The sequence below is a fragment of the Bradyrhizobium agreste genome (assembly GCF_016031625.1).
In the GTDB taxonomy this organism is placed as follows: Bacteria; Pseudomonadota; Alphaproteobacteria; order Rhizobiales; family Xanthobacteraceae; genus Bradyrhizobium; species Bradyrhizobium agreste.
Window position 1 is genome coordinate 253134 of sequence record NZ_JACCHP010000004.1, and the last position, 24145, is coordinate 277278.

26 protein-coding genes are annotated in these 24145 nt (G+C 63.4%); 9 read left to right on the plus strand and 17 right to left on the minus strand.

From position 1 onward, the window contains the following. Window positions 1–10 precede the first annotated feature (10 nt). Window positions 11–469, plus strand: coding sequence for a MaoC family dehydratase (locus HZZ13_RS08125; RefSeq protein WP_197959110.1), 459 nt, complete (start codon window positions 11–13; stop codon window positions 467–469). A gap of 165 nt (window positions 470–634) precedes the next feature. Here HZZ13_RS08125 and fabI read toward each other — a convergent pair whose 3' ends face one another. The 4 genes from fabI to HZZ13_RS08145 are packed head-to-tail and all read right to left on the minus strand — an operon-like array spanning window position 635 to window position 5854. Next, entirely contained in the window at window positions 635–1423 is a 789-nt protein-coding gene (gene fabI / locus HZZ13_RS08130; protein WP_197959111.1) for an enoyl-ACP reductase FabI, read from the minus strand. Beyond that, complete coding sequence (locus tag HZZ13_RS08135) at window positions 1420–2634, minus strand: acetate/propionate family kinase (protein WP_197959112.1); 1215 nt, start codon at window positions 2632–2634, stop codon at window positions 1420–1422. Before HZZ13_RS08135 ends, fabI begins: the two co-directional genes overlap by 4 nt. Before the next feature lie 5 nt (window positions 2635–2639). Then, window positions 2640–3602 carry a phosphate acetyltransferase gene (locus tag HZZ13_RS08140; RefSeq protein ID WP_197959113.1) on the minus strand — a complete coding sequence of 321 codons (963 nt, stop codon included), beginning with the start codon at window positions 3600–3602 and terminating at the stop codon, window positions 2640–2642. Between the two features lie 29 nt (window positions 3603–3631). After that, complete coding sequence (locus HZZ13_RS08145) at window positions 3632–5854, minus strand: DUF3141 domain-containing protein (RefSeq protein ID WP_376707022.1); 2223 nt, start codon at window positions 5852–5854, stop codon at window positions 3632–3634. 159 nt (window positions 5855–6013) lie between these two features. Here HZZ13_RS08145 and HZZ13_RS08150 point away from each other — a divergent pair, with 159 nt between their 5' ends. Further along, a complete protein-coding gene (locus tag HZZ13_RS08150; RefSeq protein WP_197959115.1) occupies window positions 6014–6541 on the plus strand; it encodes a GNAT family N-acetyltransferase in 528 nt (175 codons plus the stop codon). Between the two features lie 3 nt (window positions 6542–6544). On the opposite strand, the gene HZZ13_RS08155 is transcribed toward HZZ13_RS08150, so the two are convergent. From HZZ13_RS08155 to HZZ13_RS08180, 6 genes are all read right to left on the minus strand, one after another. Further along, on the minus strand, window positions 6545–7000 hold the full coding sequence (locus tag HZZ13_RS08155) for a hypothetical protein (RefSeq protein WP_197959116.1): 456 nt from the start codon (window positions 6998–7000) through the stop codon (window positions 6545–6547). Continuing rightward, entirely contained in the window at window positions 6984–7901 is a 918-nt protein-coding gene (locus HZZ13_RS08160; RefSeq protein WP_197959117.1) for a DUF2950 domain-containing protein, read from the minus strand. The genes HZZ13_RS08155 and HZZ13_RS08160 overlap by 17 nt, the downstream gene beginning before the upstream one ends. Further along, a complete protein-coding gene (locus HZZ13_RS08165) occupies window positions 7898–9553 on the minus strand; it encodes a DUF3300 domain-containing protein (protein ID WP_197959118.1) in 1656 nt (551 codons plus the stop codon). The genes HZZ13_RS08160 and HZZ13_RS08165 overlap by 4 nt, the downstream gene beginning before the upstream one ends. A gap of 168 nt (window positions 9554–9721) precedes the next feature. Then, complete coding sequence (locus HZZ13_RS08170; protein WP_197959119.1) at window positions 9722–11614, minus strand: sensor histidine kinase; 1893 nt, start codon at window positions 11612–11614, stop codon at window positions 9722–9724. 84 nt (window positions 11615–11698) lie between these two features. Continuing rightward, window positions 11699–12934, minus strand: coding sequence for an HlyD family secretion protein (locus HZZ13_RS08175; protein WP_197959120.1), 1236 nt, complete (start codon window positions 12932–12934; stop codon window positions 11699–11701). Continuing rightward, window positions 12927–13346 carry a hypothetical protein gene (locus HZZ13_RS08180; RefSeq protein ID WP_197959182.1) on the minus strand — a complete coding sequence of 140 codons (420 nt, stop codon included), beginning with the start codon at window positions 13344–13346 and terminating at the stop codon, window positions 12927–12929. Before HZZ13_RS08180 ends, HZZ13_RS08175 begins: the two co-directional genes overlap by 8 nt. A 163-nt stretch (window positions 13347–13509) precedes the next feature. Here HZZ13_RS08180 and HZZ13_RS08185 point away from each other — a divergent pair, with 163 nt between their 5' ends. Next, window positions 13510–13962 (plus strand): hypothetical protein, encoded by a 453-nt coding sequence (locus tag HZZ13_RS08185; protein ID WP_197959121.1) that lies wholly within the window; start codon window positions 13510–13512, stop codon window positions 13960–13962. An 11-nt stretch (window positions 13963–13973) separates the two neighbouring features. Next, window positions 13974–14774: a polyphosphate kinase 2 gene (ppk2, locus tag HZZ13_RS08190; protein ID WP_197959122.1), complete on the plus strand. Its 801-nt coding sequence runs from the start codon at window positions 13974–13976 to the stop codon at window positions 14772–14774. 144 nt (window positions 14775–14918) lie between these two features. Here the strand turns inward: ppk2 and HZZ13_RS08195 are convergent, their stop codons facing one another. After that, entirely contained in the window at window positions 14919–15368 is a 450-nt protein-coding gene (locus tag HZZ13_RS08195) for a hypothetical protein (RefSeq protein ID WP_197959123.1), read from the minus strand. A 112-nt stretch (window positions 15369–15480) separates the two neighbouring features. Here HZZ13_RS08195 and HZZ13_RS08200 point away from each other — a divergent pair, with 112 nt between their 5' ends. After that, a complete protein-coding gene (locus HZZ13_RS08200; protein WP_197959124.1) occupies window positions 15481–15648 on the plus strand; it encodes a hypothetical protein in 168 nt (55 codons plus the stop codon). Window positions 15649–15746: 98 nt separating this feature from the next. Here the strand turns inward: HZZ13_RS08200 and HZZ13_RS08205 are convergent, their stop codons facing one another. The 3 genes from HZZ13_RS08205 to HZZ13_RS08215 form a co-directional block, all read right to left on the minus strand. Next, the gene (locus HZZ13_RS08205; RefSeq protein ID WP_197959125.1) at window positions 15747–16115 is read right to left on the minus strand and encodes a response regulator transcription factor; all 369 of its coding nucleotides are present in this window, start codon (window positions 16113–16115) and stop codon (window positions 15747–15749) included. 170 nt (window positions 16116–16285) lie between these two features. Further along, window positions 16286–16909 (minus strand): response regulator transcription factor, encoded by a 624-nt coding sequence (locus tag HZZ13_RS08210; protein ID WP_197959126.1) that lies wholly within the window; start codon window positions 16907–16909, stop codon window positions 16286–16288. Window positions 16910–16954: 45 nt separating this feature from the next. Continuing rightward, entirely contained in the window at window positions 16955–17230 is a 276-nt protein-coding gene (locus tag HZZ13_RS08215) for a hypothetical protein (protein ID WP_197959127.1), read from the minus strand. On the opposite strand from HZZ13_RS08215, the gene HZZ13_RS08220 reads away from it, so the two are divergent. Then, the gene (locus tag HZZ13_RS08220) at window positions 17214–17897 is read left to right on the plus strand and encodes a helix-turn-helix domain-containing protein (protein WP_197959128.1); all 684 of its coding nucleotides are present in this window, start codon (window positions 17214–17216) and stop codon (window positions 17895–17897) included. The genes HZZ13_RS08215 and HZZ13_RS08220 overlap by 17 nt on opposite strands. A gap of 17 nt (window positions 17898–17914) precedes the next feature. Here HZZ13_RS08220 and HZZ13_RS08225 read toward each other — a convergent pair whose 3' ends face one another. The 3 genes from HZZ13_RS08225 to HZZ13_RS08235 all read right to left on the minus strand — a co-directional run bounded on the left by HZZ13_RS08225 (window position 17915) and on the right by HZZ13_RS08235 (window position 21093). After that, window positions 17915–18403 (minus strand): potassium channel family protein, encoded by a 489-nt coding sequence (locus tag HZZ13_RS08225; protein WP_197959129.1) that lies wholly within the window; start codon window positions 18401–18403, stop codon window positions 17915–17917. 15 nt (window positions 18404–18418) lie between these two features. Further along, complete coding sequence (locus HZZ13_RS08230; RefSeq protein ID WP_197959130.1) at window positions 18419–19552, minus strand: AI-2E family transporter; 1134 nt, start codon at window positions 19550–19552, stop codon at window positions 18419–18421. Between the two features lie 854 nt (window positions 19553–20406). Next, complete coding sequence (locus HZZ13_RS08235) at window positions 20407–21093, minus strand: GntR family transcriptional regulator (RefSeq protein ID WP_197959131.1); 687 nt, start codon at window positions 21091–21093, stop codon at window positions 20407–20409. Window positions 21094–21216: 123 nt separating this feature from the next. On the opposite strand from HZZ13_RS08235, the gene dctP reads away from it, so the two are divergent. The 3 genes from dctP to HZZ13_RS08250 are packed head-to-tail and all read left to right on the plus strand — an operon-like array spanning window position 21217 to window position 24142. Further along, entirely contained in the window at window positions 21217–22236 is a 1020-nt protein-coding gene (dctP, locus tag HZZ13_RS08240) for a TRAP transporter substrate-binding protein DctP (RefSeq protein WP_197959132.1), read from the plus strand. Beyond that, window positions 22233–22790 carry a TRAP transporter small permease gene (locus HZZ13_RS08245; RefSeq protein ID WP_197959133.1) on the plus strand — a complete coding sequence of 186 codons (558 nt, stop codon included), beginning with the start codon at window positions 22233–22235 and terminating at the stop codon, window positions 22788–22790. Before dctP ends, HZZ13_RS08245 begins: the two co-directional genes overlap by 4 nt. Further along, window positions 22787–24142: a TRAP transporter large permease gene (locus HZZ13_RS08250; protein WP_197959134.1), complete on the plus strand. Its 1356-nt coding sequence runs from the start codon at window positions 22787–22789 to the stop codon at window positions 24140–24142. Before HZZ13_RS08245 ends, HZZ13_RS08250 begins: the two co-directional genes overlap by 4 nt. Window positions 24143–24145 lie beyond the last annotated feature (3 nt).

Below are 24145 nucleotides of genomic sequence, written 5' to 3' on the forward strand. Positions count from 1 at the left end.
GGGTCAACCCATGCGAATATTCAGCGACTTCAACGAGATCAAATCTGCAATCGGCACTGAGATCGGTGCCAGCGACTGGATCGAGATCACACAGGACCGCATCAACCAGTTCGCCGAGGCGACCTGCGACGAGCAATGGATCCATGTCGACCAGGAGCGCGCCGAGCGGGAGATGCCCGGCGGCAAGACCATCGCCCATGGCCTGCTCTCGCTTGCTCTTGCCCCGCTGTTCATCCGCTCGGTCATCGGCCTCAAGGGCCTGCGCAACACGCTCAACTACGGCGCAGATCGGATCAGGTATCTTGCACCGGTGCCGGCAGGCTCGAAGCTGCGCGGCCGGGTCACGATTGCGGAAGCGGAGGACGTGCCGCCGGACGGGCTGCGCGTCCACTACCACCTCGTGATCGAGATCGAGGGCGGCAAGAAGCCGGCCTGCGTCGCCGAACTCATCGCGCTGCACTATCGCTGAATCAAAAAAGTCGAAAAACAACCCCATGCACAGTAGCCATGGGGCTGATGTGACTGAGATTTCTTTTTCGCTCCGGAGCCGATTGCGCCGTCGGGCAAAACACCGGCAATATGTCACCATCAGCCTATGGGCCGCCGGACTGCTCAGCGCAGCGGCACCGCGGCGTCAATCGATGATGTGATAGCCGCCGTCGATGTAGAGCACGCCACCGGTGATCAGCTTGGCGCCGTCGAGCGCCAGAAACGCGGTGGCATTGCCGACGTCATCGATGCTGACGAGGCTGCGCGAGGGCGCCTTGGATTGCGCCTTGTCCATCAGCTCGTCGAACTCCGGAATGCCCGAGGCCGCGCGGGTCGCAAGCGGTCCTGGCGAGATCGCGTGCACGCGGATGCCCTTCGGACCGAGCTCGGCAGCGGCATAGCGAACCGCGGCCTCGAGCGCCGCCTTGGCGACGCCCATGATGTTGTAGTTCTCCACCACCATCTGGCTGCCGTAATAGGTCATGGTGAACATCGTGCCGCCGTTCTTCATCAGGGGTTCGGCAAGATGTGCCATCCGCAGGAACGACCAGCAGGAGACGTCCATGGTCTTCAGAAAGCCGTCGCGGCCGACATCGACCACGCGGCCGTGCAGTGCTTCCTTTGGCGAGAAGGCGATGGAATGAAGCAGGAAATCGAGTTGTCCCCATTCCGACTTGATCCGCTCGAACACCGTCTCGGTCTGGCCCTCGACCATGACATCGAGCGGCACGAAGATCGGCGCTTCGAGCGCCTGCGCCAGCGGCTCGACGTGCTTCTTGGCGCGGTCGTTCAGATAGGTGACGGCGAGATCGGCGCCGAGTGCGCGAAACGCCCTGGCGCAGCCCCAGGCGATCGACTGGTCGTTGGCGATGCCGACGACGAGGCCCTTTTTCCCCTTCAGCGCGACCTTGCTGTCCGGAAATACTGGAATCATGACACCCTCTCTTGTCTGGGGTTGGGCGATTGGCCGTTCATCAGCAGCGTCAGCGTGTGCTGCGCGATCATGAGCTCCTCGTCCGTCGGGACGACGTAGACCGGAACGAGGCTCGTCTTTGCCGAGATCAGCCGCGAATGGCGCGTGTTCTCGGCAGGGTCGAGTGCCACGCCAAGCCAGCCGAGCTGCTCCGCCACACGCGCGCGGATGCCGCTCGAGTTCTCGCCGATGCCGGCGGTGAAGACGAAGGCATCGATCCCCTGCAGCGCCGCCGCCAGCATGCCGGCGTTGAGGCCGATGCGATAGACGAAATAGTCCACCGCCAGCTTCGCTTGCGGATCAAGGCTCGCCTCCAGCTCGCGCATGTCGTTGCTGACCCCGGAAAGCCCCTTCAATCCGCAATCGCGATAGAGAAAATCCTGCACCTTCGATGCTGTCATCCCCTTCTCGGACAGCAGATACAGCACGACTCCGGGATCGAGCTGGCCCGGACGCGTGCCCATCGGCAGCCCGTCGAGCGCGGTGAAACCCATCGTGCTCTCGACGCTCAGCCCATTCTTCATCGCGCACATCGACGCGCCACTGCCGAGATGGGCGACAATCACCCTGCGCTTTGCGACCTCTGGCGCGATCTGCGGCAGGGCCCTGGAGATGTACTCATAGGAGAGCCCGTGGAAGCCATAGCGCCGCACGCCTTCGGCGTGGAGCTGATGGGGGATGGCGTAATGATCGGCCAGCGGAGCGTGGGTGCGGTGAAACGCCGTGTCGAAGCAGGCGACCTGCGGGATCGTCGGGAAATTGGCCAGTATCGAGCGGATCGGCGCCAGATTGTGCGGCTGATGCAGCGGCGCCAACGTGACGAAGCGTTCCAGCCGTGCCACCACGCCATGATCGACGAGAACCGGCCGTTCATAGTCCGGCCCGCCATGGACGACACGATGCCCGACCGCCAACGGATTGATCCGAGCCTCGTTCCGCAGCCATTCCCCCGCCACTTGCATCGCCGCCGGCACGTCCGGAATGGCCTCGATCGGATAGGCCCGGTCCGCCATGGGGTCGTTGCCTGCCCTGCTTGCCCGCAAGCGCGGCCGGTTGCCGATGCCGTCCACCTGCCCCTTGATCAGGCGGCGCAGAGCGCCCTCGCTCTCCACCGCAAAGACCTGGAACTTGACGCTCGATGAGCCGGCATTGACGACGAGGATGCTGTCCATGGCGGTTACGCCGCGATTGTCGGCGCCTTCTGGCGCCGCGCGTGAGCATAAAGTGCAGCAACCGCGCAGGACGCCATCCGCGCTCTTGGGCTGTCCGCGCGCGAGGTCAGGACGACGGGGACGCGCGCGCCGAGCACGATGCCGGCGCCGTCAGCCTTGGCGAAATAGGCGAGGTTCTTGGCAAGCATGTTGCCCGCTTCGAGGTCGGGCACGACCAGGATCTGGGCGCGGCCGGCCACCTCGGACTTGATGCCCTTGATGCGTGCGGAGTCGATGTCGATGGCGTTGTCGAAGGCCAGCGGCCCATCGAGCACGCCGCCGGTGATTTGCCCGCGGTCCGCCATCTTGCAGAGCGCAGCCGCCTCGATCGTGGACGGGATCTTCGACGTGACCGTCTCGACGGCCGACAGGATGGCGACGCGCGGCGATTTGCCGAAGTTCGCCTGGGTGTACAGATCGATGGCGTTCTGGATGATGTCGCGCTTGGCGTCGAGATCAGGGAAGATGTTGATCGCGGCGTCGGTGACGAAGATGGTCTCGGCATAGGCCGGCACATCCATGACGAAGACATGGCTGATGCGCCGGTCTGTCCGCAGGCCCCCGGCCTTCGCCGTCACGGCCCGCATCAGCTCGTCCGTATGCAGGCTGCCCTTCATCAGCAATTCGCCCCGCGCGGCATGGATCAATTCGACGCCCTTGGCCGCGGCATCGTCGCTGTGCGCGGCATCGACGACCTCGTAGCCGGAAATGTCCAGGGCGAACCTCGCGGCCGTATCCTTGATCTTCCGCTCCGGCCCGACCAGGAGGGGCCGGATGATGCCGGCGGACGCGCTGTCGACGGCGCCCCGCAAGGATGTCTCATCGCAGGGATGCACGACGACGGTCGGCGTCGGCGGGATCGCCTTGGCCGCAGCGATCAGGCGATCGTACTTGCTGGGAGACTGCGTGGCTGTCACATCTGCTGACATGATGTCGCTCCCGATCCTTGCAACCCGCGTTACGACGCCTTCGCTTTGGGATCGAAAGGGGCAACGTTCGACGCCCTTTCGGAACCTTCCGCGGTGTCGATGCCAAACAGGCCAGCGACCTGCCTCAGGCGGTTTGCGCGCTCGCCCGTGACATCCGCACTGGCCGACAGCACCTGCTCGATCGCCTCAAATGCCCCACGGCGACGGTTCATGTCGTCAGGCAGCAACTTCGGAATAGCGGCGAGCGCCCTGTCACGATCGAGCAGCAGCATGAAGAACTGCTCACGCACTAGCATTTTGAATTCGGCAAGGCTCATGCGTGCGCCACCATGTTTGCGGCGGATCTGGCGCAGAGCCTCGATACTTCGTTCGTCGACCATCCCACGCGCCGAGCCGACATAGAGCAAGGCGCGCAGCGCGGCTTCACGAAGGCCGCCCTCGCCGATCCGGGATCTGAGCTCGGCAATGCGCTTCTCGAGCATGGCACGATGCTCGGCGGACATCTCTCGCCGCCGGGATGGCACGGAAGTGGGATCAATTCCGACCGCGGCCTGCAGCGCCGGCGACCCATAAACGCTGAGGAAGATCGCTTCGCTGAGCGCCTCCTGTGAATCGCGCCAGCTGTCCAGGGTATGCACAATCAGCTTCGACATCTGCTCCTGGAACGCCAGGAATGGATTGTCCTTCGCGACCGGCTTGCGCTCCTCGACGGCCTTCTCGGCCAACGATTTCACTATCGCCATACAGGGATTCCGGCTGCTGAAGAGCTCGTATTGCAGCCGCAACGGGTGCATGTTGTGGGCCCATTCGGCCATCTGGGGCGTCACCATGGCCTTGACCCATGGCTGAACAAATTTCTGGTACGCCGCCAGATTGATCTCCGAGACGCGCTTGGCGGCGGCAAAGCGCCGCTCGTCCTCGGGCGAATTACCGCCCATGGCGCGGATGTCATCGAGGGTCCGTGCCTCGCAACGCATTACCCACTGACCGATGACGAGGTCTGAGCTCACGGTCTCCTCGCCCTTTGCCTCGAAGGTGGCTTCATAGAGCCCGGGCGGCAGAACGTCGATGAGATCGATGTTGCTTGAAAATTCCGCATGCTCCTTCTTGGCGACACCACCGGACACGAAGATACCGAGGTGACCGACGCTCTCATGCACAGTGTAGACGATGGTCTGCCCATAGGCCCTGATCTCGTCGACGTCGGCGTAGCAATCCAGGATCCAATGCAGCGCCTGCTGCGGCGGCGTGATGTTGTCGCCCTCGGAGCAGAACACCACGATCGGCGATCCGATGTTGCGAAGGTCAACCTTCCGGCCATCAGACATTTCGATGTTGCCTGAGGCAAGATTGTTGCCGACGAACAACTCATCGACGATGAACTGAATTTCCTCGGCGTTCAGGTTGACGTGGCCGCCCCACCAACGCTCGAATTCAAGATAACGGTCTGCCTCGGTGTCGACCTTTGCATAAACGTTGTACTGCTTGGTCCACAGCGTGTTCGATGGGTTCTGGTTCTCAAAATTTTGCACCAGCCATGCACCATCGAATTTGCCAGCGCCGAGATCGGAGGCCAGAGCCGTCAGCCAGCTTCCGCCGAGGAGCCCGCCTGAGTAGCGCATCGGATATTTTCCGTGCACGCCGGCCCAATAGGCCAGCGGCGCGCCGGCAATGATCAACGGTCCGAAAAGTTCAGGACGCAGCGAGGCCAGGATCATGACGGCCCATCCAGCCTGGCAATTGCCGATCACGCAGGGCTTGCCCTCGGCATCCGGATGACGACTGATGACCTTTTCGATGAAGATGGCTTCGGCACGAGCAATGCGCTCGATGGTCTGTCCGGGCATTGGATCCGGCAGGAATCCGATGAAATAGCAGGGGTGGCCTGCTTGCATCGCCACGCCGATCTCGCTGTCCGCCTTGAAGCCACCGATGCCGGGGCCGTGGCCCGCGCGTGGATCGACCACGATGAACGGCCTCCGGTTCATGTCGATCTCGACATTGTCCGGCGGAACGATGCGCACCAGCGCATAATTGACCGGCTCGGCGAGCTTGCGGCCATCCATGATCAATTCAGCGGCATACTGGAGAACATGTGGGGCGGTTTGCGCGAGGTGCTCCCTGTACTGATCACCGCGCCGGCGCATGATGTCCAGGAACAGGACGCTGCGCTGTCCCGCATCGACCAGGTATTCGATCGCCGAGGCCACCAGCCCCGATATTGGATCGCTCGGAATTTGCAGCTTTTCCATGGACATATTTTCGGCCTCTCCGTCGCGTTCGACAATTGACGGCGCTGGGCAAGGACGAACGTTGATCTAGGTCAAGATGATCTGCATCTTGCAAGGCTCTTATCCTGCAGTGGAAAGTCATGAGACTTGACGCACCGATTTCTGCCGGGCGATATCGGCATGTCACAAATTGCAAATTACAGCGCGCACGCCGTACTGAAGGACGGCACTCCGGTCCAGATCCGCGCGCTTCGAGCCAGCGACGAGGCGGATATGCTCGCCGCCATCAAGCGCACCGGGCCGCAGTCGCTCCAAAGCCGGTTCTTCATTTTGAAGCGGCATTTCTCGGAGAAGGAGCGCGCCTTCTTCATGGACGTCGATTTCAGCACTCACGTCGCGCTGGCTGCCTGGATCGAGGAACGGGGTCGTCCCGCGATCGTCGGCGGCGGCCGATATGTGGTCACAAATCCCGGCGAGGCCGAAATGGCCTTCGTCGTGGTGGATGCCTGGCAAGGCCGCGGAATCGGTTCCCTGCTGCTGAGGCATCTCATCGACATCGCGCGGGAACAGGGAATGCGGGAGCTCACGGCCGAGGTTCTATCCGATAACGCGTCGATGCGGCGGGTGTTCGCGAAGTCCGACTTCAGGCCTGCGCGAAGCGATGATCCAAGGACAGTGCGTTTGACCCTTGCCCTAGGGCCGGCTTGAGCCTCATCTCAGGGCGATCGTGATCTGACTGATATTGGCGGCGAGTTCGAGTCCCGCCTTCGGGCCTTGTAGCACGATGGTCACGCCCTTCTCGTTGCGAAGGTGAACGCTGTTGACGCCGCCAACCAGCGCAAAGCCGCCGCCGACAGAGCTGTAGGTGCCGACGAAGTCACTGACATCGCGGATTCCCGACGCCCAACCGTCGAAATGGCCGACCGTGGCCCCGGCCGTGATGCCGAAGCTCAGACCGTTGATCTTGAACGGATAGGTCTTGCCGCGATAGGTCAGCACGCCGCTACCGACGCCGCCGCCGACTAGGAGGCCGGCCTTGACGATTTTGGCGCGGACATGCCCGGCCGCCTGCGCAAAGGACGGCGTTGGCGCGGCGAGCCCAAGCGCCAGCAGCAGGAGCGCGATCAGGCGGAACATCCGCATGCGCCGTTCAGGGTTTTGCGGCATCGATCTTCTTCCAGGTCTGATCGGGATTGAACTGTGTGGTGCGCTCGGCGATGAACTCCGTGCGCTTGCCGAGATCCTTCTGGTAGACGACGCCGTCGTGATTGACGAGGAAGGTCATGACGCCGGAATTGCCGTATTCCGCAGGCCAGGCGATCAAGCCGAAGCCGCCGATCATCTTGCCCTTGACGACATAATTGAGCGCGCCGCCGCGTGCATCCGGTCCCTGCCCCTTGAGGATGTGGAAATAGTAGCCGTGATAGGGCGCGGAGCCGACATCGCCGGCGCGATAGCCCTCCTTCGAGGCCTCGGCCGCCAGCGCGCCGAGCGGGCTCGGATCGCTGTCGTCGCGCCAGAACAGCCCATCCTTCTTGCCGGGCGAGGAGACGATGCGCTGCGCGTAAACGCCGACGCCCTCGCCGCGGTCCTTGTTGGCATATTCGTTTTGCGCGTCGACATAGGCGAGCATGGTCTGGATCGCGTCGAGCTCGTTGCGCCCGATGCGACGGCGCAGCACCTCGATCCGTCCCTCGTCGGCGTCGAACTCCCAGCCCGTCCTGGTGTTGACCAGCGGAATCGGGAACGGAAAATCGTCCGGCCCGAGCAACAGCGTCGCGGTCTTGTTGCCCTCCGCCTTGATGCCGTGCTTGGCGTCATACATCGAGCTGAAACGCGCCCGGATGTCGTTGTCCGCGACCTCGTCACCCGAGGAGACGATGTCCTCGGCTTTCCTGCCGAGCACTTTCAGAATGTCCTTCGGGCCGCTCTTGACCGCGGCGGCAAGCGCAGCCGCGGCGTCTTCCGGGGTCTTGTAGGATTCCTGCGCGAGCGATGCCGATCCGACCAGTGCGAGCGCGACGAGGCCGGGCAACACCGCGCGCCGGAACGATTTCAAACCGGTCATTGCGTCACCTCCGCAGGAATCTTCGCGCCGCCGGCGAGCCAGTCGCGGTAGGTGCGGAATGTCAGCCCGAGCTTTTCGTAATGGACGCGCAGATAGCCGTCGCTGCCGCGGGTCACGGCAGCTGGCATCACCTGCTGGACCTCCTGCGCCATCACGCCGACATAGGCCTTTTCGCTGCCGATATAGCTGAACCGATAATAGCCAAGGCCGTTCGAGAGATGACCGAGCAGGACGACATCATGCTTCAGCGCGATGTCGGAGCGCCGTCCACCGCCGCCACCGCCACGGAAGCCGCCTCCTCCGCCGCCACGCATCGCCATTCCGCCAGCGCCGCCGCGGCCGGCAAAGCTTGGGCCGCCGCCACCGCGCGGCATGCTCGCCATGCTGGCGCGGCCGCGCGCGGATGCTGCGGCAGCCGAGCGGCCGGAGGAGACGTTCATGGCACCGCCGCGATTGCCGCCGCCACGATTGGCTGCACCGCCGCCGGCGCGGTTCGCAGCCTTGGCGCGATCGCCGCCGCCCTTGGCCGCGCCCTTGGCCCGATCGCCGGCACCGGGGCGATCACCGCCGCCCGGCCGGTCGCGCGTACCTGCGCTTGGACGATCGCCCGCGCCTGCACGGTCGCCGCGATTGCTCGCGCGATCGCCCGGATCGCCGCGGTCACCAGCGCGATCTCCGGCGCGGCTTCCGGCACCCTGGTTGGGGCGCAGCACCTGATTGCCGTCGCGACCGCGGAAATCCATCCGGTCGGACACGCCGGCCTTCAGATTGTTGTTGCCGAAGCGCTGCTGAACGTTAGCGTTGTTGTAGCGCACGCCACCGCGATGCGCCGGATTGTGCTGCCAGCCGTTGCCGATGTTGGTGGTGCGATGGTTGACATAGACATTGCGATTGCCCCAGTTGCAGCCGCCGCCCCAGTAATTGCCCCAGCGTCCGATCGCCCAGGCCGTGCCGAAGGCGATGCCGGCGGCGACCATGCCGGCGCCGATATAGGACGGGTAGCCCCAGTAATAAGGCGGATACTCCGCATAAGGCCAGCTGCCGTAGACCGTCGCCGGATCGTAATACGGCACGTACATCGCCGCGGGATCGGCCTGCTGGATCACGACGACCTGCTTGCCTTCCTGAGACTGGACACTGACCTTCTGCTGCTTGGTCGTCACCAGCTTCTTGTTGTCATAGGCCTTGGTGCGCAAACGCTGGATCGCATCCATCACGTCAGGTTGCTGCGCGAGAAAGGCGTCGCCCAGCTTCTTGGTCCAGTCGAGCTGGTCGCTCATCATGGTCAGGACATCGGCAGTGCTGGCCAGCGCCTTGATGCTGTCGTCCCAAGCCTGCTTCTCCACTTCCGTCTTCAGCGCATCGCCCCTCAGGTTCTTGCGCTCCTTCAGCCAGCGGTCGGCCTGCACCACTTCCAACGGATAGGTCGAGGCGGCAAGTACATTGGCGAGCAGCTCGTCGGGATAAAGCGCGATCGGCGCGACCAGGGCCTCGAGCTGCTCGGGCTTCAAGAGCTCGGCCGTCGCTGCAGGCGGGCTCGTGGGCTGCGCCTGCGGCGCCGGCGCGGCAGGTGTCGTGGTCTGCGCCATTGCAGCGACCGAAGTCGCCATCACAAGCGCCAGTGCCATCAGGGTGTTGCCGCAGCGAAACATTACTTCCTCCCTCGGACTTGCAGTGCGGGAGGATCAAGCCGGGGCGCAGGCATTTGTTGATCGAGATCAACGAAACGAGGCCGTCGAGGCTGCCGCAGCGCAAGGACGCACGAGCCTCGACAAGGATTTGGCCGAGACAGCCCGCCCTGGAGAGACGCGCATCATCTCTCAGCGCGCGATCGGAATCCGGATCGTGAACAGCGCGCCGCCCGCAGGCTGGTTCGCAGCAGCGATCGTGCCGTGATGGGCCTCGACGATGGTCCTGGCGATCGCCAGTCCCATGCCCATGCCTTGCGGTTTCGTCGTAAAAAATGGATCGAAGACGTTTGCGACGTCGGAGGCGGCCATTCCAGGCCCGGTATCGGTGATCCTGATTTCGGCCTGATGGCCAGTACGCAGGGTTGCGACGCTGACCTCCCGCTTTCCGGTGTCGGCGTCGGAGATCGCATCCATCGCGTTGATGATCAGGTTGAGAATGACCTGCTGAAGCTGGACCGGATCGCCCTTGACGTGAAGGCCGGCCATGACCGGCAGATAGCTCAACGTGATCCGGCGCCCCTGGGCGAGGGCCTTCACGAGCCCAATTGCTTCGCGCACAGTATCGTTGAGCTCGATGTCCTTGACCTCGAACGGGGTCTTTTTCAGAACGCTGCGTAGCCTGCGGATCACCTCGCTCGCCCGTTGGTCGTCCCTTCTGATGTCGGCGAGGATCTGCTGGATCTCGACCAGATCGGGCTGGGCAGCCTTGAGCATGAGCTCTGCCGTTTCGGCGTTGGTCAGAATCGATCCGAGGGGCTGGTTAAGTTCATGCGCGATCGAGGTGGTCAGCTCGCCAACGGCCGAGTAGCGGTTCAAGTGGGCGAGTTCCGTCAGCCGCTGACGCGATTCGACTTCGGCAACCCGCCGGCGGCGACGCTCGTGCAGGAGCCCGCTGATGAGTCCGGCCTGGACCAGGAACACGGCCGAGATCATCAGCATCTGCCAGTGATAGCGCTGCCAGATACTCGGCTCACGAAACAGGATGGTGCTTCCCTTGGGCAGGCGGCTCTCGCTGATGCCCCAGCGCTGCAACTCCCGCCAATCGTAGCGCGGCGCGGCGAAGGCAATCGGCTCATAATTGATGCTCGCAGGTTTGGCACCGCTGAGAATGCCGATCGCCGCGCTGACGGTCCGCGAAGTCGTTTCCCCAATCAAGTGCATCGGTCCCCCGACCGTGCCCTCGCCGAAAAACGGCTCCTGGTAGGAAAAGATCGGGGCGTTCGCGACGGCATGCAGGCTGCGCAGGGCCCAGTCGCTCTCAAAGACGACCCCGGCCGCATCGACGGACATCAAACCCCAGAACAGCGCCGTGTGTGGCGGGAGCTTCGACGAGCGCTTCAGGATCTCCTCGAAGGACAAACCCGCGTACCAGACGAGCTCGATCCGCTCGGCAAGAGGTTTCAGCTCCCGCTTCAGCTCCTCGGTCCAAAACGTCTCGAGCGGCGAAGCCCCGACCACGATCGCGACCGATCTTGTATCGGGCAGAACCTGAAGAATGTTATCGAAGGCCGCGACGAAATCGTTGCGCACGGCCACGACGACATCGTTGTCGCCGAGATCGGCGCGATCGATCAGTCGATGCTCCACTGCGGTCAGAATCAGGGGCGCATTGGGGAACAGTCGGGCGCGGTATCTCTGCGCAAATCGGGCGGCGGGCGCGCCGATGCTCACGACGATGTCGGGCGTCGCCCCCTGGTACAGCGAGTGCAGATACTCGACGAAGGGCGCCTCGGGACCCGGATTGTTGAAGCGCGCGGTGAGCAGCGCGTGCTCCTGGATATCGAGCGGCCAGGGCGATTGCCGCTCGAGCTCGGCCTTGATGTCGCGCGCATACTCGCTCCATGGCCGAAATTCGCGGCCGAAGGAATGCAGCAGCAGCACGCGCTTGAGTTCGCCGCCCCTGCTCCGCTCGACCGCACCGGCTTGCCCGGCCGACAGGCACTCGGCCACGAGCAGGCCGAGACAGAGGAGCGCGGCCGCGAGCCGCGGCTTCAGCCGGTCTATGGACGCGCCCCCGCTCATGCTGCACCCTCGCAGCTTACGGCCGCTGCTTTCCCGGCAATTCTAGCCGGGATTGCGGCGCACGGACAGCCCTCCTCTTGCCGCTCAATGGCCGCCGCTCAGCACGAGCGTCTGGATCGGCAGCAACAAGGCCTGAATACGCAGCAGCAGCGCATGGACGAGGCCGACGCCGTCGACGACGTGGAGCGCGATCTTCCGGCTGGTCGAAGTGCCCTTCGCCGAGATCTCCTCGTGGTTGCTGGTGTAGGCATTGACGATGCAGCTCGAGCCCGGTGTGACACCATCAAGGCCGCCCTTGTACAGCGGCTCCAGGAACACCAGGATCGTGCCGGGGCGGACGGCGTTCTGCGGATCGATGAGCTGCTCGCCGGCGCGAAACTGTCCGGCCGCGATGTAGTCCTGCACCGTCGTGATCACCATCGGAATGATCACCCATGGCTTCGAGATGCAAGTCGCTTCGGCTACCATGCCCTCCTTCATCACCTGCGCCTCGATCTGGCCGAAACCAGCCTGAAGCGCCTTGCGGCCCGCTCCTTCGGGAACGAGAACGCCGGCGGGACGCATCAACTGGTTGACGACGTCGCCGGTGCGAACCAAGAACTGCTCGACCCGGCCATCGACGCCGGCACGCACATAGGTCTTGTCGAGATCGACCTGGGCCTGATCGAGCGCGGCTTCGGCACTGGCCTTTTGCGCCGGCAGCAACGTGGAAAGCTGCAAGGACGCCGATTGCCTCGCTGCCGTCGCGGCGTCGATGCCGGACTGTCGCTGATCGACCAGCACCTGGAGCTTGTCGATGTCGCGCTGCGGAACGATGCCGGGATTGCGGCGCTGCAGCTCGCTCTTGACCTCGAGCTCGTCCTTGGCCTGCTGGTAGTTGGCCCTCGCTTCCCCGAGCTGCGCCTCCGCCTTGACCACATCCGCCTGCGCCGTCTTCATGGCGGCATCGACCTCCGCCACCTTGCGCCTGGCGGTCTCGACCGCAGCCTGCTGCTTCGAGCTGTCGAGGGTGAACAGCACGTCGCCCTTCTTGACCGGCGCGCTGAAGCCGACTTTCACCTCAGACACACGGCCAGAGCCTTCGGGCAGAATCGGCACCGTGCGGAAGTACAGCGTCGCCGACGACGTCGACGGATGGAAATAGAAGATCATGGTGATCAGCGACACCGTCAGCATCAGACAACCCGTGATGCCCCAGCGCAGCTCGTACCAGACCGAAAAGAAGGTGATTTCCTTGCCGAAGCGCTTGCCCTGAGCGTAGCGACGATAGAGGTAGTCCGGCAGGATCGTCACGAGCGAGCAGATCAGCAGCTCAAGCATGGCTGTGCTCCTTCCTCGCGGATTCAGGCTTCTCCGCCGGAGGCGGGGCCGGGGCCTCGGTCAGAACGTCCCCGCCATCCGCAACCGGCGTGGCGTCGGCGATCTTCTCGACCGACCCTGCAATGCTGCGCAGCGGCGTGCCGAAATCCGGAAGATCGACCATCGCGAGCAGCAGGCCGGCGATCCAGAAGATGTGCATGTGCGTGAACAGCGAGATCAGGCCGAGCACGGCGACGAACTCGAACTGCAATTTCTGCGATTTGTGCGCCATCCGCTCGGGCAGGCTGTGCAGTTTCCAATAGAGCGTGCCGACCCAGAGCACGGTCCCGATCAGGAATACGCCCATCACCACCATCAGCGTATCGGTCCCGCTCCCCGGGGCGAGATAGAACGGCAGATGATGCGGGGCCATCGGATGAAGCTGGTCGCTCAAGCGTCTCTCCCGGTCAGGACATGCATGGGCGGCACTATGTGCGGATAGGTCCGCGTTTGCTTGATTTGAATCAAGGGAACGCTTTGCGCCCGCCCTAACGTTTTCTGCATGCTGACCGCATAACCATTAGGAGCCGCCCGCCATGCCCGCCCTAGACGATCTCATCCCCAACGCCGCCCAGATTCGTAAGGAAGCCGCCCTCAAGGAGGCCGAAAAGGCGGAGGAATATGTGCGCCTTGCCGCCGCGGCTGAGGCCGAGAAGCGCGCGCTGATCGAGCGCCTGAGCAAGCCGTCGGGCAAGACCGAGGAGGAGAAGATCAAGCTCGCCTCGACCATCATCCAGCGTGCCGTGCGCAACGGTCTCACGGAGGTGCTGGTCTATCGCTTTCCCAACTCGCTGTGCACGGACAAGGGCCGCGCCATCAATCAGATGGAGAAGGGCTGGGAGAACACCCTGACTGGAATTCCCAAGGAGATCTTCCAGCTCTGGGCCGATTACCTGAAACCGCGCGGCTACCGCATCTCCTATCAGATCATCGATTTTCCGGGCGGCGTGCCCGGCGACATCGGCGTGACGATATCCTGGGACGATTAGGAAGGACCGGCATGGCCAAGGACGCAGCCGCCGAGCGGATGAAGCGGAAGGATTACGAGAAGGAGCTCGAGAAGCTCCAGGTCGAGCTGTGCCACCTTCAGGACTACGTGCGGGAAAACAAGCTCCGCGTCATCGTCCTGTTCGAGGGTCGCGACGGCGCCGGCAAGGGCGGCACGATCAAGGCGATCACGGAGAAGGTCAGCCCGCGCGTGTTCCGTGTCGTCGCGCTGCCCGCGCCGTCCGACCGCGAGAAGACGCAATTGTTCTTCCAGCGCTATATGGAGCGGTTTCCGGCCGGCGGCGAGATCGTGATCTTCGACCGGAGCTGGTACAACCGCGCCGGCGTCGAATACGTCATGGGCTTCTGCACCCCCGCCGAGCACGAGCGCTTCCTCAACCTCTGCCCGCAGATGGAGAAATACGTCATCGACGGCGGCATCAACCTGATCAAGATCTGGCTCGAGGTCGGCATGGACGAGCAGGAGCGCCGCTTCAAGGCGCGCATCGACGATCCGGTCCGGCAATGGAAGCTCAGTCCGATGGACCTGGAATCCTTCCGGCGGTGGTACGATTATTCGCGGGCGCGCGACCTGATGCTGAAGAAGACCAGCACGAAGGAGGCGCCCTGGTCCATCGTCCGCTCCGACGACAAGCGAAGGGCGCGGCTGAACTGCATCGCCCACCTTCTCGGAGCCATCCCCTACAAGCGCATCAAGAAGGAGAAGATCAAGCTGCCGAAGCGCTCCGGCAAAGGACGCTACAACGACCAGGCCAGCCTCAAGGAGATGAATTTCGTCGCGCAGCGCTATTGAGCAGCATCAGGCCGCTAAAGCGCGATGCGATGAGGATGAATCATCATCGCGCTTTAGGTTTTTTGTTTGAGCATGATCTTTTCGGAAAACCGCTGCACACTTTTCCGGATCATGCTCTAGCGGCCTGATGCCGCCGTCAATCGCTCAATAGCCGTACGGGTTTTGCCGCGGGCAGACCCAATTGCCGTAGGTGTCCTGATAGCAGCCGTTGTTGTAGTAGCCGTAAGCGCCGTAAGCGCCCGCTGCTGCAGCCCCAACCGCGGCGGCGCCATAGGCTGCGCGGCCCCAGCCGTAGCCAGGACGATATCCCGGATAACCGGCGACGGGACGACCCGGACGACCTGCGACTGGATAGCGGCCGGGACGACCGGCTATCGGATGAGCAGGGCGCGGACCTCCGGCGACGCGATGCCCGCCATGGATGCGGCCAGCATGAACAGCACCACCGCGGACACCTCCGCCATGAAAGCCACCTGCACGGGCTCCGCCGCCATGAAAGCCGCCACCACCGCGACGAGCGAAGGCATCGTCGGGAATGAGGCTGACGGTGAGCAGGACAAAGGCCGCGAGAGCGGCCAGAAGACAACGAAGCATGGCATCTCCTCCAATGATTGGGGTGCCGTCACTCGCTCTTGGGTGATGCCGCCGCACGACCGCGATAGGCACCCGACGATAAGGTCGGGTACCGATCCGATTAGAGCTTGATTTGAATCAACAAGACGAAGGCTGTGAGGTGGGCTCCTGCAGCGCGCGCGAGAACGGGGCCCGCTGCGCGGCCCGTTCAGCTCGATTTCAGGCGCCAACAATCATCGAGGAGATGGAGAACGGTCAGACGCTTCTGCTCGAACTTGTCGATTCCAATCTTCTTGCCTGACGACCTCGATTCCGCTCGCGCAATTTGCCTCCGCCCACAAGGGGCGGGCCGGCCAAGACGCTCGAGCAATATGTCGACGAATGACGGCAGGCGTGGAGCTACAGGATGCGGGCGCGCTGGACGGACTCGATTAAGGACTGCGCCGCAAAGGGCTTGATGAGATAGGCGATGCAGCCTGAGGCAATTGCTGCGGCGCGGTTTGTCGGGCTGTCATTGCCGGTGACATAGATCACCGGCGCTGCGATGCCCTTCTCGGCCAGGTTTCGCCGCACCTCGATGCCGGACTTTGTACCTAGATCGATGTCGAGGATGATGCAGATCGCGGTCTGGAACCCGCCATGATCGAGCAAGGCGTTACCAGTGTCGAACAGCGTGGTGGCGAAGCCGTGTCCTCGCAGAAGCCTGTCCATGCTGGTACGCATGGACGGATCGTCATCAACGACAAAGACGGACTCGCGCAAGTGCAAGGCGGTGTGCCTTTCCGGAGGAGAACGTTGGGATATCGGATACGATGGCTCCGCGTTTTGACGCGGTTATATGTACATACATGCACACAGCTCGTCGCGCCCTGTCAACACGCCCCGGCATTGTCCTTTGGGACAAGCACATCGAGGGAACCTCACGCCGTCCCAAGCCGTCAGTGTTCGTCCGGATCGAGCATTCCGAGACGCTCTGCGATCGAAACGAGCTCCGCGAGCGAGCGAACCTGCATCTTCTCCATCACTTGATGGCGGTGCGCCTTCACGGTGCGCTCGGTGGTCCCCAGCTCATGCGCGATCTGCTTGTTGATCCGGCCGCGCACGATCAGATCAAACACCTGCCGCTCGCGCTGCGTCAGTGCCGCGAGATGACGACGAAGCAAATCGAGCCTGCTGGCCTGGGCGCGCGCCGTCCGCTGACTGGCGAGCGCCCGCTCGATGGCATCGAGCAGTTGCGCGGACGACACCGGTTTGGTCAGGAAGTCTTCCGCACCGGCCTTGATCGCACGTACGGTCGTTGGCGTGTCGGCATGACCGGTCAGGAAGATGATGGGCAACCTCGAACCGGACGCGACCAGCCGGGCCTGCAGGTCGGGACCGCTCAGGCCAGGGATCCGGACGTCAAGCAGGATACACCCGACCTGCTCCTCATCCGATAGGGAGTCCAGCAGCTCCAGGGCAGACGCATAGGTCGCGACCTCGTATCCCGCGAGCTTCAGCCGGCGCTCGATCGCGGTCCGAAAGGACTCGTCGTCGTCAACAACGTGAACAAGCCCAGGCAACTCTACCCCTCGCCAAAAAATCAATCAGGACGCTCGACGTCCTTCTCATTCTTCAAAGCGATCTTCACGTTTGAAGGTCGAAATATCTGCTTCGCAATATGTCGCATCTTCCCTGTGGCTGGGCTTCTCATCCAGCGCAGCAATCGCCAGTGCTGTCCCATAGTACAATGAACCTTGGGACAATGGATAAGAATACTTCCTTGGCCGAAAATCAACTTCGGCGGGAGTGGGATTGCGCGGCGCATTTCCGGCAAAGTATTTCGTCTGACAGACCAATTCGGCGGAAAAGCTGAGGAGTTGGCCTATGTTCGTTCGCATCACGACGGATTCCACGCTGCGTCCCAATACTCTCCGCGACCTCGGCATGGCAAGTCATTCAAATGCGCTGGTCAGTTTAAGCGAATTTTCCTACCGAAAAGGCTCCGAGATCTACGGGGAGAAGGAGCCGGCCGAGTATGTCTACCAGGTCAAGTCCGGCGCGGTGCGAAGCTATAAGCTGCTGTCGGACGGCCGCAGGCAGATCGGCGCATTTCACCTCGTCGGCGACATCTTCGGGCTCGAGAACGGCAGCGAGCATCGGTTCACGACGGAAGCCATCGTCGACACCACGGTTCGGCTGATCAAACGGCAAAGTCTCGAGAACGTGGCCGAGAGCGATGCCATGGTGGCCAGAAACCTGCTCAGCATGACCACGAACAACCTCCAGCATGCTGAAGACCACATGCTACTTCTCGGCCGCAAGACTTCCCTGGAGCGCGTCGCCGCATTCCTGCTCGAAATGGACAAGCGCCTGACGGCTGCCGGCGTCATGGCGCTTCCGATGTCGCGACGCGACATTGCCGACTATCTCGGCCTGACGCTGGAGACCGTCTCGCGGGCTTTGTCGCGGCTGCATGAGTTCGGCGTGCTCGGCTTCATCGGCAATACCCAGCGCCAGATTGTGCTGCTCGACCGCGACCAGCTCGCAAGCCTCGATCTGCAGCCCTGAACCGGCGAAAGGCCGGTTCACGATCCACGATGGTCGCGATTGGCTGAGGCGGCAGCATCAGGTGCGTGGGCACCGGGTTTTTCCGTGAGTCCGAGATGTTCGAGCGTCTTGAGCAGGACTTCGAACAGGATGGCGGTGGACCAGCCGAACAGAAGAACACCGTTCATCGCGGTCAGCGGGCCGATCAGCCGCCATTCGCGCACCGGGGTGATGTCGCCGTAGCCGAGCGTGGTGTAGTTGACGAACGCGAAGTAGAGCATGTCCGCCTCGGCGGTGGCGGCGTGCACGACATGATAGGTCGCCGCCCACATCAGAATTTCGAGCATGTGGGCGATCTTCAACACGACGGCGATCGCGACCATGACGCTCATGAGGTGCAATCTCGGCCGCCTGGTATGGCGCGGGACGGCACCGCGGGCGATGGTGACGGCGACCACCGTCACGAGCGCGTGGATTCCGATATTGATCACGCTGACGAGCGTGCCGACAAGGAATTGGAGCATCATCGGGTGAACCAAACCTCATTTCAACCTAGTCAACCGTGGCTCGATGGCATCCTTTGCGACAACGGTCGCCTGATCAACGCGCGCTGACGCAGCGCGGTCGATTCCCATCCATGCGGTCGCAAGCTCCCAGGCCACCGACAGGATGATCGGCCCAATGAACAGGCCGATGATCCCATGCGCGAGCGTACCGCCAATGACCCCGATCAGGATGACGAGCGTCGGCGTCGTCAGGCCCCGCCCCATGAGGAGCGGCTTCAGCACGTTGTCGAGCAGACCGACGATGACCAGATAGACCGTCAACAGAAGCGCGACCGTCACGTCCTTATCCACCCATATCCAGACCAGCACGGGGAGAAGAACGGGGCCGGCGCCGATCTGGACGATCGACAGCAGGAGCACGACGACGGCAAGCAGTCCCGCGCTTGGGATCTCCGCGAGCTTGAAGCCGATGCCTGCCAGCAGAGCCTGAAGAATGGCGACGCCGATGATGCCCTGCGCGACGGCGCGTATGGTGGCGCCGGCGAGCTCGAGAAAGTGCTCGCTCTGGCCTGGCACGATGCGCAACAGGAAGCCGCGAAGCGCGGCGACGAGCTGTGCGCCGTGCGGGAGCAGAAAGCCCGCGACGATCACTGACAGCAGGAATTGGAGCATTCCAATTCCGGTGTCACCGGCAAACGACAGCATCATTCCGGCGAGCGGTTTCAAGTACGGCGCCACTTCGCGCAACGCCGCACGGATGTTGGTGTAGGCCTCGTTCCAGATCGCGTAGACCTGTGGACCGATCAACGGCCAGCTCCTGATCCGCTCCGGTGCGGCCTGGAGCGCGAGATCGCCACTGCCGATCTGGCCCGCAAGATCCCGGATCCCTTCGACTGCACTGAGGCCGAGCAAGGCGGCGGGACCGATGACGATGCCCAGCGTGATCAGGGTGAGAACGGCTGAGGCTGTCCGGGGACGGCCCCCGAGGCGTTGGGCGAGCCAGGCGAAGGCGGGATGAAACGCCACCGCCAGCACGGCGCTCCAGCTCAGGATCGGCACGAACGGCCGGATCACGAGGAACGTCCAGAAGATCAGCAGCCCGAGCAAGCCCAGCCGGATCACGAGCTGCACAACGTCCTCCGCGGACAGAAGCTGGCGAAGCGTCTTCAAGGGGCGTTGCCTCCGGGCCGACAGACGGCTGCTGAGCAGCTAGCTGGGCGGCCCACCGCGGAGCTTGATCCAGATCAAGCCAGGCGTTCGGTCGCCTAGCGCGATCGGCGACAGGCGCGCAGCCAAAGCATCTCGGCGCAGATTGCGCGGTTCACCGCCCGCGAGTGAGAATGCCCCGGTGCTGCCCTCAAGCAATCGGCGCGCGGACCGAGATGGATCGATCTGGATGCTCGGCGCCGACACAGAGCTTCCGGGAGCACTCCTTCAGCCGCGATGCACCTTCGGCGGCATGACCTGCTCTTCCTAATGGTCCGACTGACATAGACACGGCAAGATCTTTCTTGATCTCCCGGTGCACACGTCGTGCACAGGCACCAGTCTAAGTCGCGTGATAACCTTAAGCTCTCGCTCTAATCCATCATTGGACGGCCGCAGCGCCACTCGTGGATCGCCGTCCGCTGATCGCCAGTCAGCCCTTAGTCACACGACGAAGCGCTGAGGTGTCGCGCGATGCAGCTCTCTATCGGCCGCTGCCGGCCGTCGGTCGAAAATGGCCGTTGAAAAATCAGATGCTCAAACGGTCTTGCTGGCTAAGGTATTGATTTGGTGGGCGCACCAGGGCTCGAACCTGGGACCCGCTGATTAAGAGACATGCTGCTGCGTTGATTTTTCAAGCAAATTTCCCCAACTGAGCCAAAATCTGATCATTGCAGATCAACGGCTTACAGCGAAAAATCCAACCGCCGGAGTGCGTCTTCGTTGGCGGATTGAACTATGCGATGGAAATTCGGACGGGAGCGCGCTTGGGGCGGCTTGTTCATAGCATGGTCTGAGGTTGGTGAAGCAGCCCGCCTCTATTTCGCCGTTCCGCTCCTGCTTCCGGCAGCATCCGAGCGTCGATCACCGGCGAGGCCGAGCACCATGTCCGAAAATCGCTCGCCCTGCACCAGAACGTGGTCGTGCAACCGCATCGCGGCGAGCTGCTCGTCGCCGGCACGGATCGCTTCGAGAATCCCGGCATGCTCCTGCAGCGATTGCAGCAGCCGGTTGCGCGCCCGCAGCTGGATGCGGCGATAGGCGCTCAAGCGCTTGTGCAGGGCAAAGGCCTGATCGGCCAGGAAACTGTTGCGGCTGGCGCGATAGATCGCTTCATGAAAATTGCGGTTGTCGGCGTAGTACTGCTCGCTGTCTCCTTCGCGCACGGCCATCTCGCACGCACGGTGAGCGGCCTCCATTGCGGCGTCGTTCTCGGGCGTGAGCCTGCGTGCCGCCAACCGCCCGCAGGCGCTTGCGATCTCGGCCATGGTCTCGAACATCTCGAACAGCCGGGTCGGTGACGGAACGCTGACGATCGCGCCGCGTCGCGGGCGAACATCGATGAAGCCTTCGGCCCCAAGCTGCAGCAGCGCCTCGCGGATGGGCGTCCGCGACACCCCGAATCGCTCCGCGAGCGAAGCCTCGTCCAAACGATCGCCCGGCTGAAATTCCCCTGCAATCACAGCGTCTTCGATCGACTGCTTCAGTCTGAAGGCCTGGCTCATTGTATACACCCGATCCTGCATTTCCATACCATACGCTTGACAAAACATACAGCATGCAGTTCATAGATGAATTGTATGCAAGACTAGAAATAAAAAATGCAATCTAGCAACGGGAGGTATGGAATGAGGATTTCAAGACGCCAAGCCCTCGCCTTGGGGATCGCGGCCCCGGCGCTGCTCCGGTTCGGAGCGGCGCGCGCGGCCACGGTCCTCAAGATCTCGCACCAGTTTCCGGGAGGCACCGCGACCGAGGGCGATTTCCGCGACCGGCTCTGCCGACGCTTCGCGGCGCTGATCCAGGAGCGCAGCAAGGGCGCCATGAGCGCCGAGATCTATCCGGGCTCGTCGCTGATGAAGACCAACGCCCAGGTCTCGGCGATGCGCAAAGGCGCGCTCGACATGAGCCTCATCCCGATCTCCTACGCCGGCGGCGATCTTCCCGAGCTGAACATCGGCCTGATGCCGGGCCTCGTCACCGGTTACGACGAAGGCCTCGGCTGGAAGAACAAGCCGATCGGCCAGGAGTTCAGCAAATTCCTCGCCGCCAAGGGCCTCGTCATCATCACCTGGATCTGGCAGGCCGGCGGCGTCGCCAGCCGCGCGCGCCCGCTGATCGCGGTCGGCGATGCCAAGGGCATGAAGGTCCGCGGCGGCTCGCGCGAGATGGATCTGGTGCTGCAGGCCGCCGGCGCCTCGGTGCTGTCGCTGCCCTCCAACGAGCTCTACGCGGCGATGCAGACCGGGGCGTGCGATGCCGCCCTCACCTCCTCCACCAGCCTGACCTCGTTCCGCCTGGAAGAGCTCGCCAAGCATCTGACGACGGGGCGGGCCAAGAGCTACTGGTTCATGCTCGAGCCGCTCGTGATGTCGAAGGCGGTATTCGACCGGTTGTCGAGCGAGGAGCGCGACATCATCGTCTCGGTCGGCGCAGAGCTCGAAGCGTTCGGCCGCACCGCTGCGGTGGAGGACGATGTCCGCGTCGCCAAGGTCTACCAGGCCGCCGGCGCGACGGTGCACGATCTCGACGACAAGACGGTTCAGGCCTGGCGGGATCTGTCGCGCGACACCGCCTGGAAGGATTACGCCAACAAGAATGAGAACTGCGCCCGCCTGATCAAGCTCGCCATGGAGGCGGGCTCATGAGCGCGCACGGCATCGATTTCGGCCATTCCCCCGCCGTGACGTCGGCGCGCCCCGGCTCCCCGGTCGGACGGATCAGCCGCGCCATGACCCTGCTCAACAGGGCGATCGTCGTGCTCTGCTCGATCGCGCTCATCGTCGCGAGCACGATCCTGAGCTACAGCGTGGCCGCGCGCTACTTCTTCAACGCGGCGACCTATTGGCAGGACGAGGCCGCAGTGTTCCTGCTGGTCGGCGCGACGTTCCTGTCCACCGCGTTCGTGCAGGCCGGGCGCGGCCATATCGGCATCGAGGCCCTCACCGGCTATCTGTCGAAGCGCGGCAATGCGATCCGCATGCTCGTGGTCGACATGGCGAGCCTGCTGTTCTGCGGCTTCTTCGCCTGGAAATCCTGGACGCTGTTCCACGAAGCCTGGGTCGACGGACAGGTGTCCGGATCGACCTGGGCCCCGCCGCTGTGGATTCCGTACAGCATGATGTCGCTGGGCATGACGCTGATGACGCTGCAGATCGCGCTTCAGCTCGCCGCGAGCCTCGACGCATGGAGGAGCAAATGAGCACGCTTGCCGTCGGACTGATGTATGGTGGTGCGACCCTCGCCGTCATGGCTTCGGGCATGCCGATTGCGCTCGCGCTCGGCGCGGTCGCCGTTATCTTCATGTATTACTTGATGCCCGCCGCATCGCTCGATACGGTGACGCAGAACGTCTACGAGGAGATGGCCTCGATCACGCTGCTGGCGATCCCGCTCTTCATCCTGAAGGGCGCCGCGATCGGCAAGTCGAAGGCTGGACAGGACCTCTACAGCGCGCTGCATGTCTGGATGGGCCGCATTCCCGGCGGTCTCGGCATCGCCAACGTGTTCGCCTGCGCGCTGTTCGCCGCGATGGCGGGATCGTCTCCGGCCACCTGCTCGGCGATCGGGTCCGCCGGCATCCCGGAGATGCGCAAGCGCGGCTATTCCGGCGGCTTCGCCGCCGGCGTGATCGCTGCCGGCGGCACGCTCGGCATCCTGCTGCCGCCTTCGATCACCATGATCCTCTACGCAGTCGCGGCGGAGCAGTCGCTCGGACGTCTCTTTCTCGCCGGCATCGGGCCGGGCCTGCTGCTGGTGCTGCTGTTTGCGACCTATGCGGTGCTGAGGTTCAAGGCCGAGTACAAGGCGGCGCAGCGCGCCTATGCCGCCGATCCGGCACAGCATCCGATCCTGTCGAACGAGCGCTTCACCATGGCGATGCGGTTCGGCGCGCTGCCGCGCGTGCTGCCCTTCGTCGTGCTGCTCAGCGGCGTCATGATCGCGCTCTATGGCGGCTATGCGACGCCGTCGGAAACCGCCGGCCTCGGCGGCATCCTGGCGCTGGTCCTGATCGCCTCGATCTATGGCGTGTGGCGCCCCAGGGATCTCGGCCCGATCCTGGAATCGACGCTGAAGGAATCGACCATGCTGATGCTGATCATTGGCATGTCGCTGCTCTACTCCTATGTCATGAGCTATCTCCACATCAGCCAGGGCGCTGCGCAGGCGATCGTGGCGATGCATCTGTCGCCATGGGTTCTGCTGGGGGCGATCCTGGTGCTGGTGGTCGTGCTCGGCTTCTTCCTGCCGCCGGTCTCGATCATCCTGATGACCGCGCCGATCATCCTGCCGCCGCTCAAGGACGCCGGCTTCGACCTGATCTGGTTCGGCGTCGTGATGACGATCGTGATGGAGATGGGACTTATTCACCCGCCGGTCGGGCTCAACATCTTCGTCATCAGGAACATCGCGCCCGACATCCCGTTGCGAGACGTGATCTGGGGAACGCTGCCGTTCGTCGTGCTGATGGCGTTCGCGGTCGTCCTGCTCTGCCTGGTCCCGTCGATCTCCACCTTTCTGCCCAATCTGGTGATGGGCGCCCCGTCGCGATAACCC

Coding starts and splice junctions, on each gene's coding strand:
- ppk2 (WP_197959122.1), top strand. CDS start 13,974: ATGGCCAAGGACGCAGCCGCCGAGCGGATGAAGCGGAAGGATTACGAG.
- HZZ13_RS08195 (WP_197959123.1), bottom strand. CDS start 15,368: ATGCTTCGTTGTCTTCTGGCCGCTCTCGCGGCCTTTGTCCTGCTCACC.
- HZZ13_RS08145 (WP_376707022.1), bottom strand. CDS start 5,854: ATGGAAAAGCTGCAAATTCCGAGCGATCCAATATCGGGGCTGGTGGCC.
- HZZ13_RS08150 (WP_197959115.1), top strand. CDS start 6,014: ATGTCACAAATTGCAAATTACAGCGCGCACGCCGTACTGAAGGACGGC.
- HZZ13_RS08185 (WP_197959121.1), top strand. CDS start 13,510: ATGCCCGCCCTAGACGATCTCATCCCCAACGCCGCCCAGATTCGTAAG.
- HZZ13_RS08175 (WP_197959120.1), bottom strand. CDS start 12,934: ATGCTTGAGCTGCTGATCTGCTCGCTCGTGACGATCCTGCCGGACTAC.
- HZZ13_RS08225 (WP_197959129.1), bottom strand. CDS start 18,403: ATGATGCTCCAATTCCTTGTCGGCACGCTCGTCAGCGTGATCAATATC.
- HZZ13_RS08170 (WP_197959119.1), bottom strand. CDS start 11,614: ATGAGCGGGGGCGCGTCCATAGACCGGCTGAAGCCGCGGCTCGCGGCC.
- HZZ13_RS08160 (WP_197959117.1), bottom strand. CDS start 7,901: ATGACCGGTTTGAAATCGTTCCGGCGCGCGGTGTTGCCCGGCCTCGTC.
- HZZ13_RS08250 (WP_197959134.1), top strand. CDS start 22,787: ATGAGCACGCTTGCCGTCGGACTGATGTATGGTGGTGCGACCCTCGCC.
- HZZ13_RS08125 (WP_197959110.1), top strand. CDS start 11: ATGCGAATATTCAGCGACTTCAACGAGATCAAATCTGCAATCGGCACT.
- HZZ13_RS08180 (WP_197959182.1), bottom strand. CDS start 13,346: ATGGCCCCGCATCATCTGCCGTTCTATCTCGCCCCGGGGAGCGGGACC.
- HZZ13_RS08235 (WP_197959131.1), bottom strand. CDS start 21,093: ATGAGCCAGGCCTTCAGACTGAAGCAGTCGATCGAAGACGCTGTGATT.
- HZZ13_RS08165 (WP_197959118.1), bottom strand. CDS start 9,553: ATGTTTCGCTGCGGCAACACCCTGATGGCACTGGCGCTTGTGATGGCG.
- HZZ13_RS08245 (WP_197959133.1), top strand. CDS start 22,233: ATGAGCGCGCACGGCATCGATTTCGGCCATTCCCCCGCCGTGACGTCG.
- HZZ13_RS08220 (WP_197959128.1), top strand. CDS start 17,214: ATGTTCGTTCGCATCACGACGGATTCCACGCTGCGTCCCAATACTCTC.
- HZZ13_RS08140 (WP_197959113.1), bottom strand. CDS start 3,602: ATGTCAGCAGATGTGACAGCCACGCAGTCTCCCAGCAAGTACGATCGC.
- HZZ13_RS08155 (WP_197959116.1), bottom strand. CDS start 7,000: ATGCCGCAAAACCCTGAACGGCGCATGCGGATGTTCCGCCTGATCGCG.
- fabI (WP_197959111.1), bottom strand. CDS start 1,423: ATGATTCCAGTATTTCCGGACAGCAAGGTCGCGCTGAAGGGGAAAAAG.
- HZZ13_RS08135 (WP_197959112.1), bottom strand. CDS start 2,634: ATGGACAGCATCCTCGTCGTCAATGCCGGCTCATCGAGCGTCAAGTTC.
- dctP (WP_197959132.1), top strand. CDS start 21,217: ATGAGGATTTCAAGACGCCAAGCCCTCGCCTTGGGGATCGCGGCCCCG.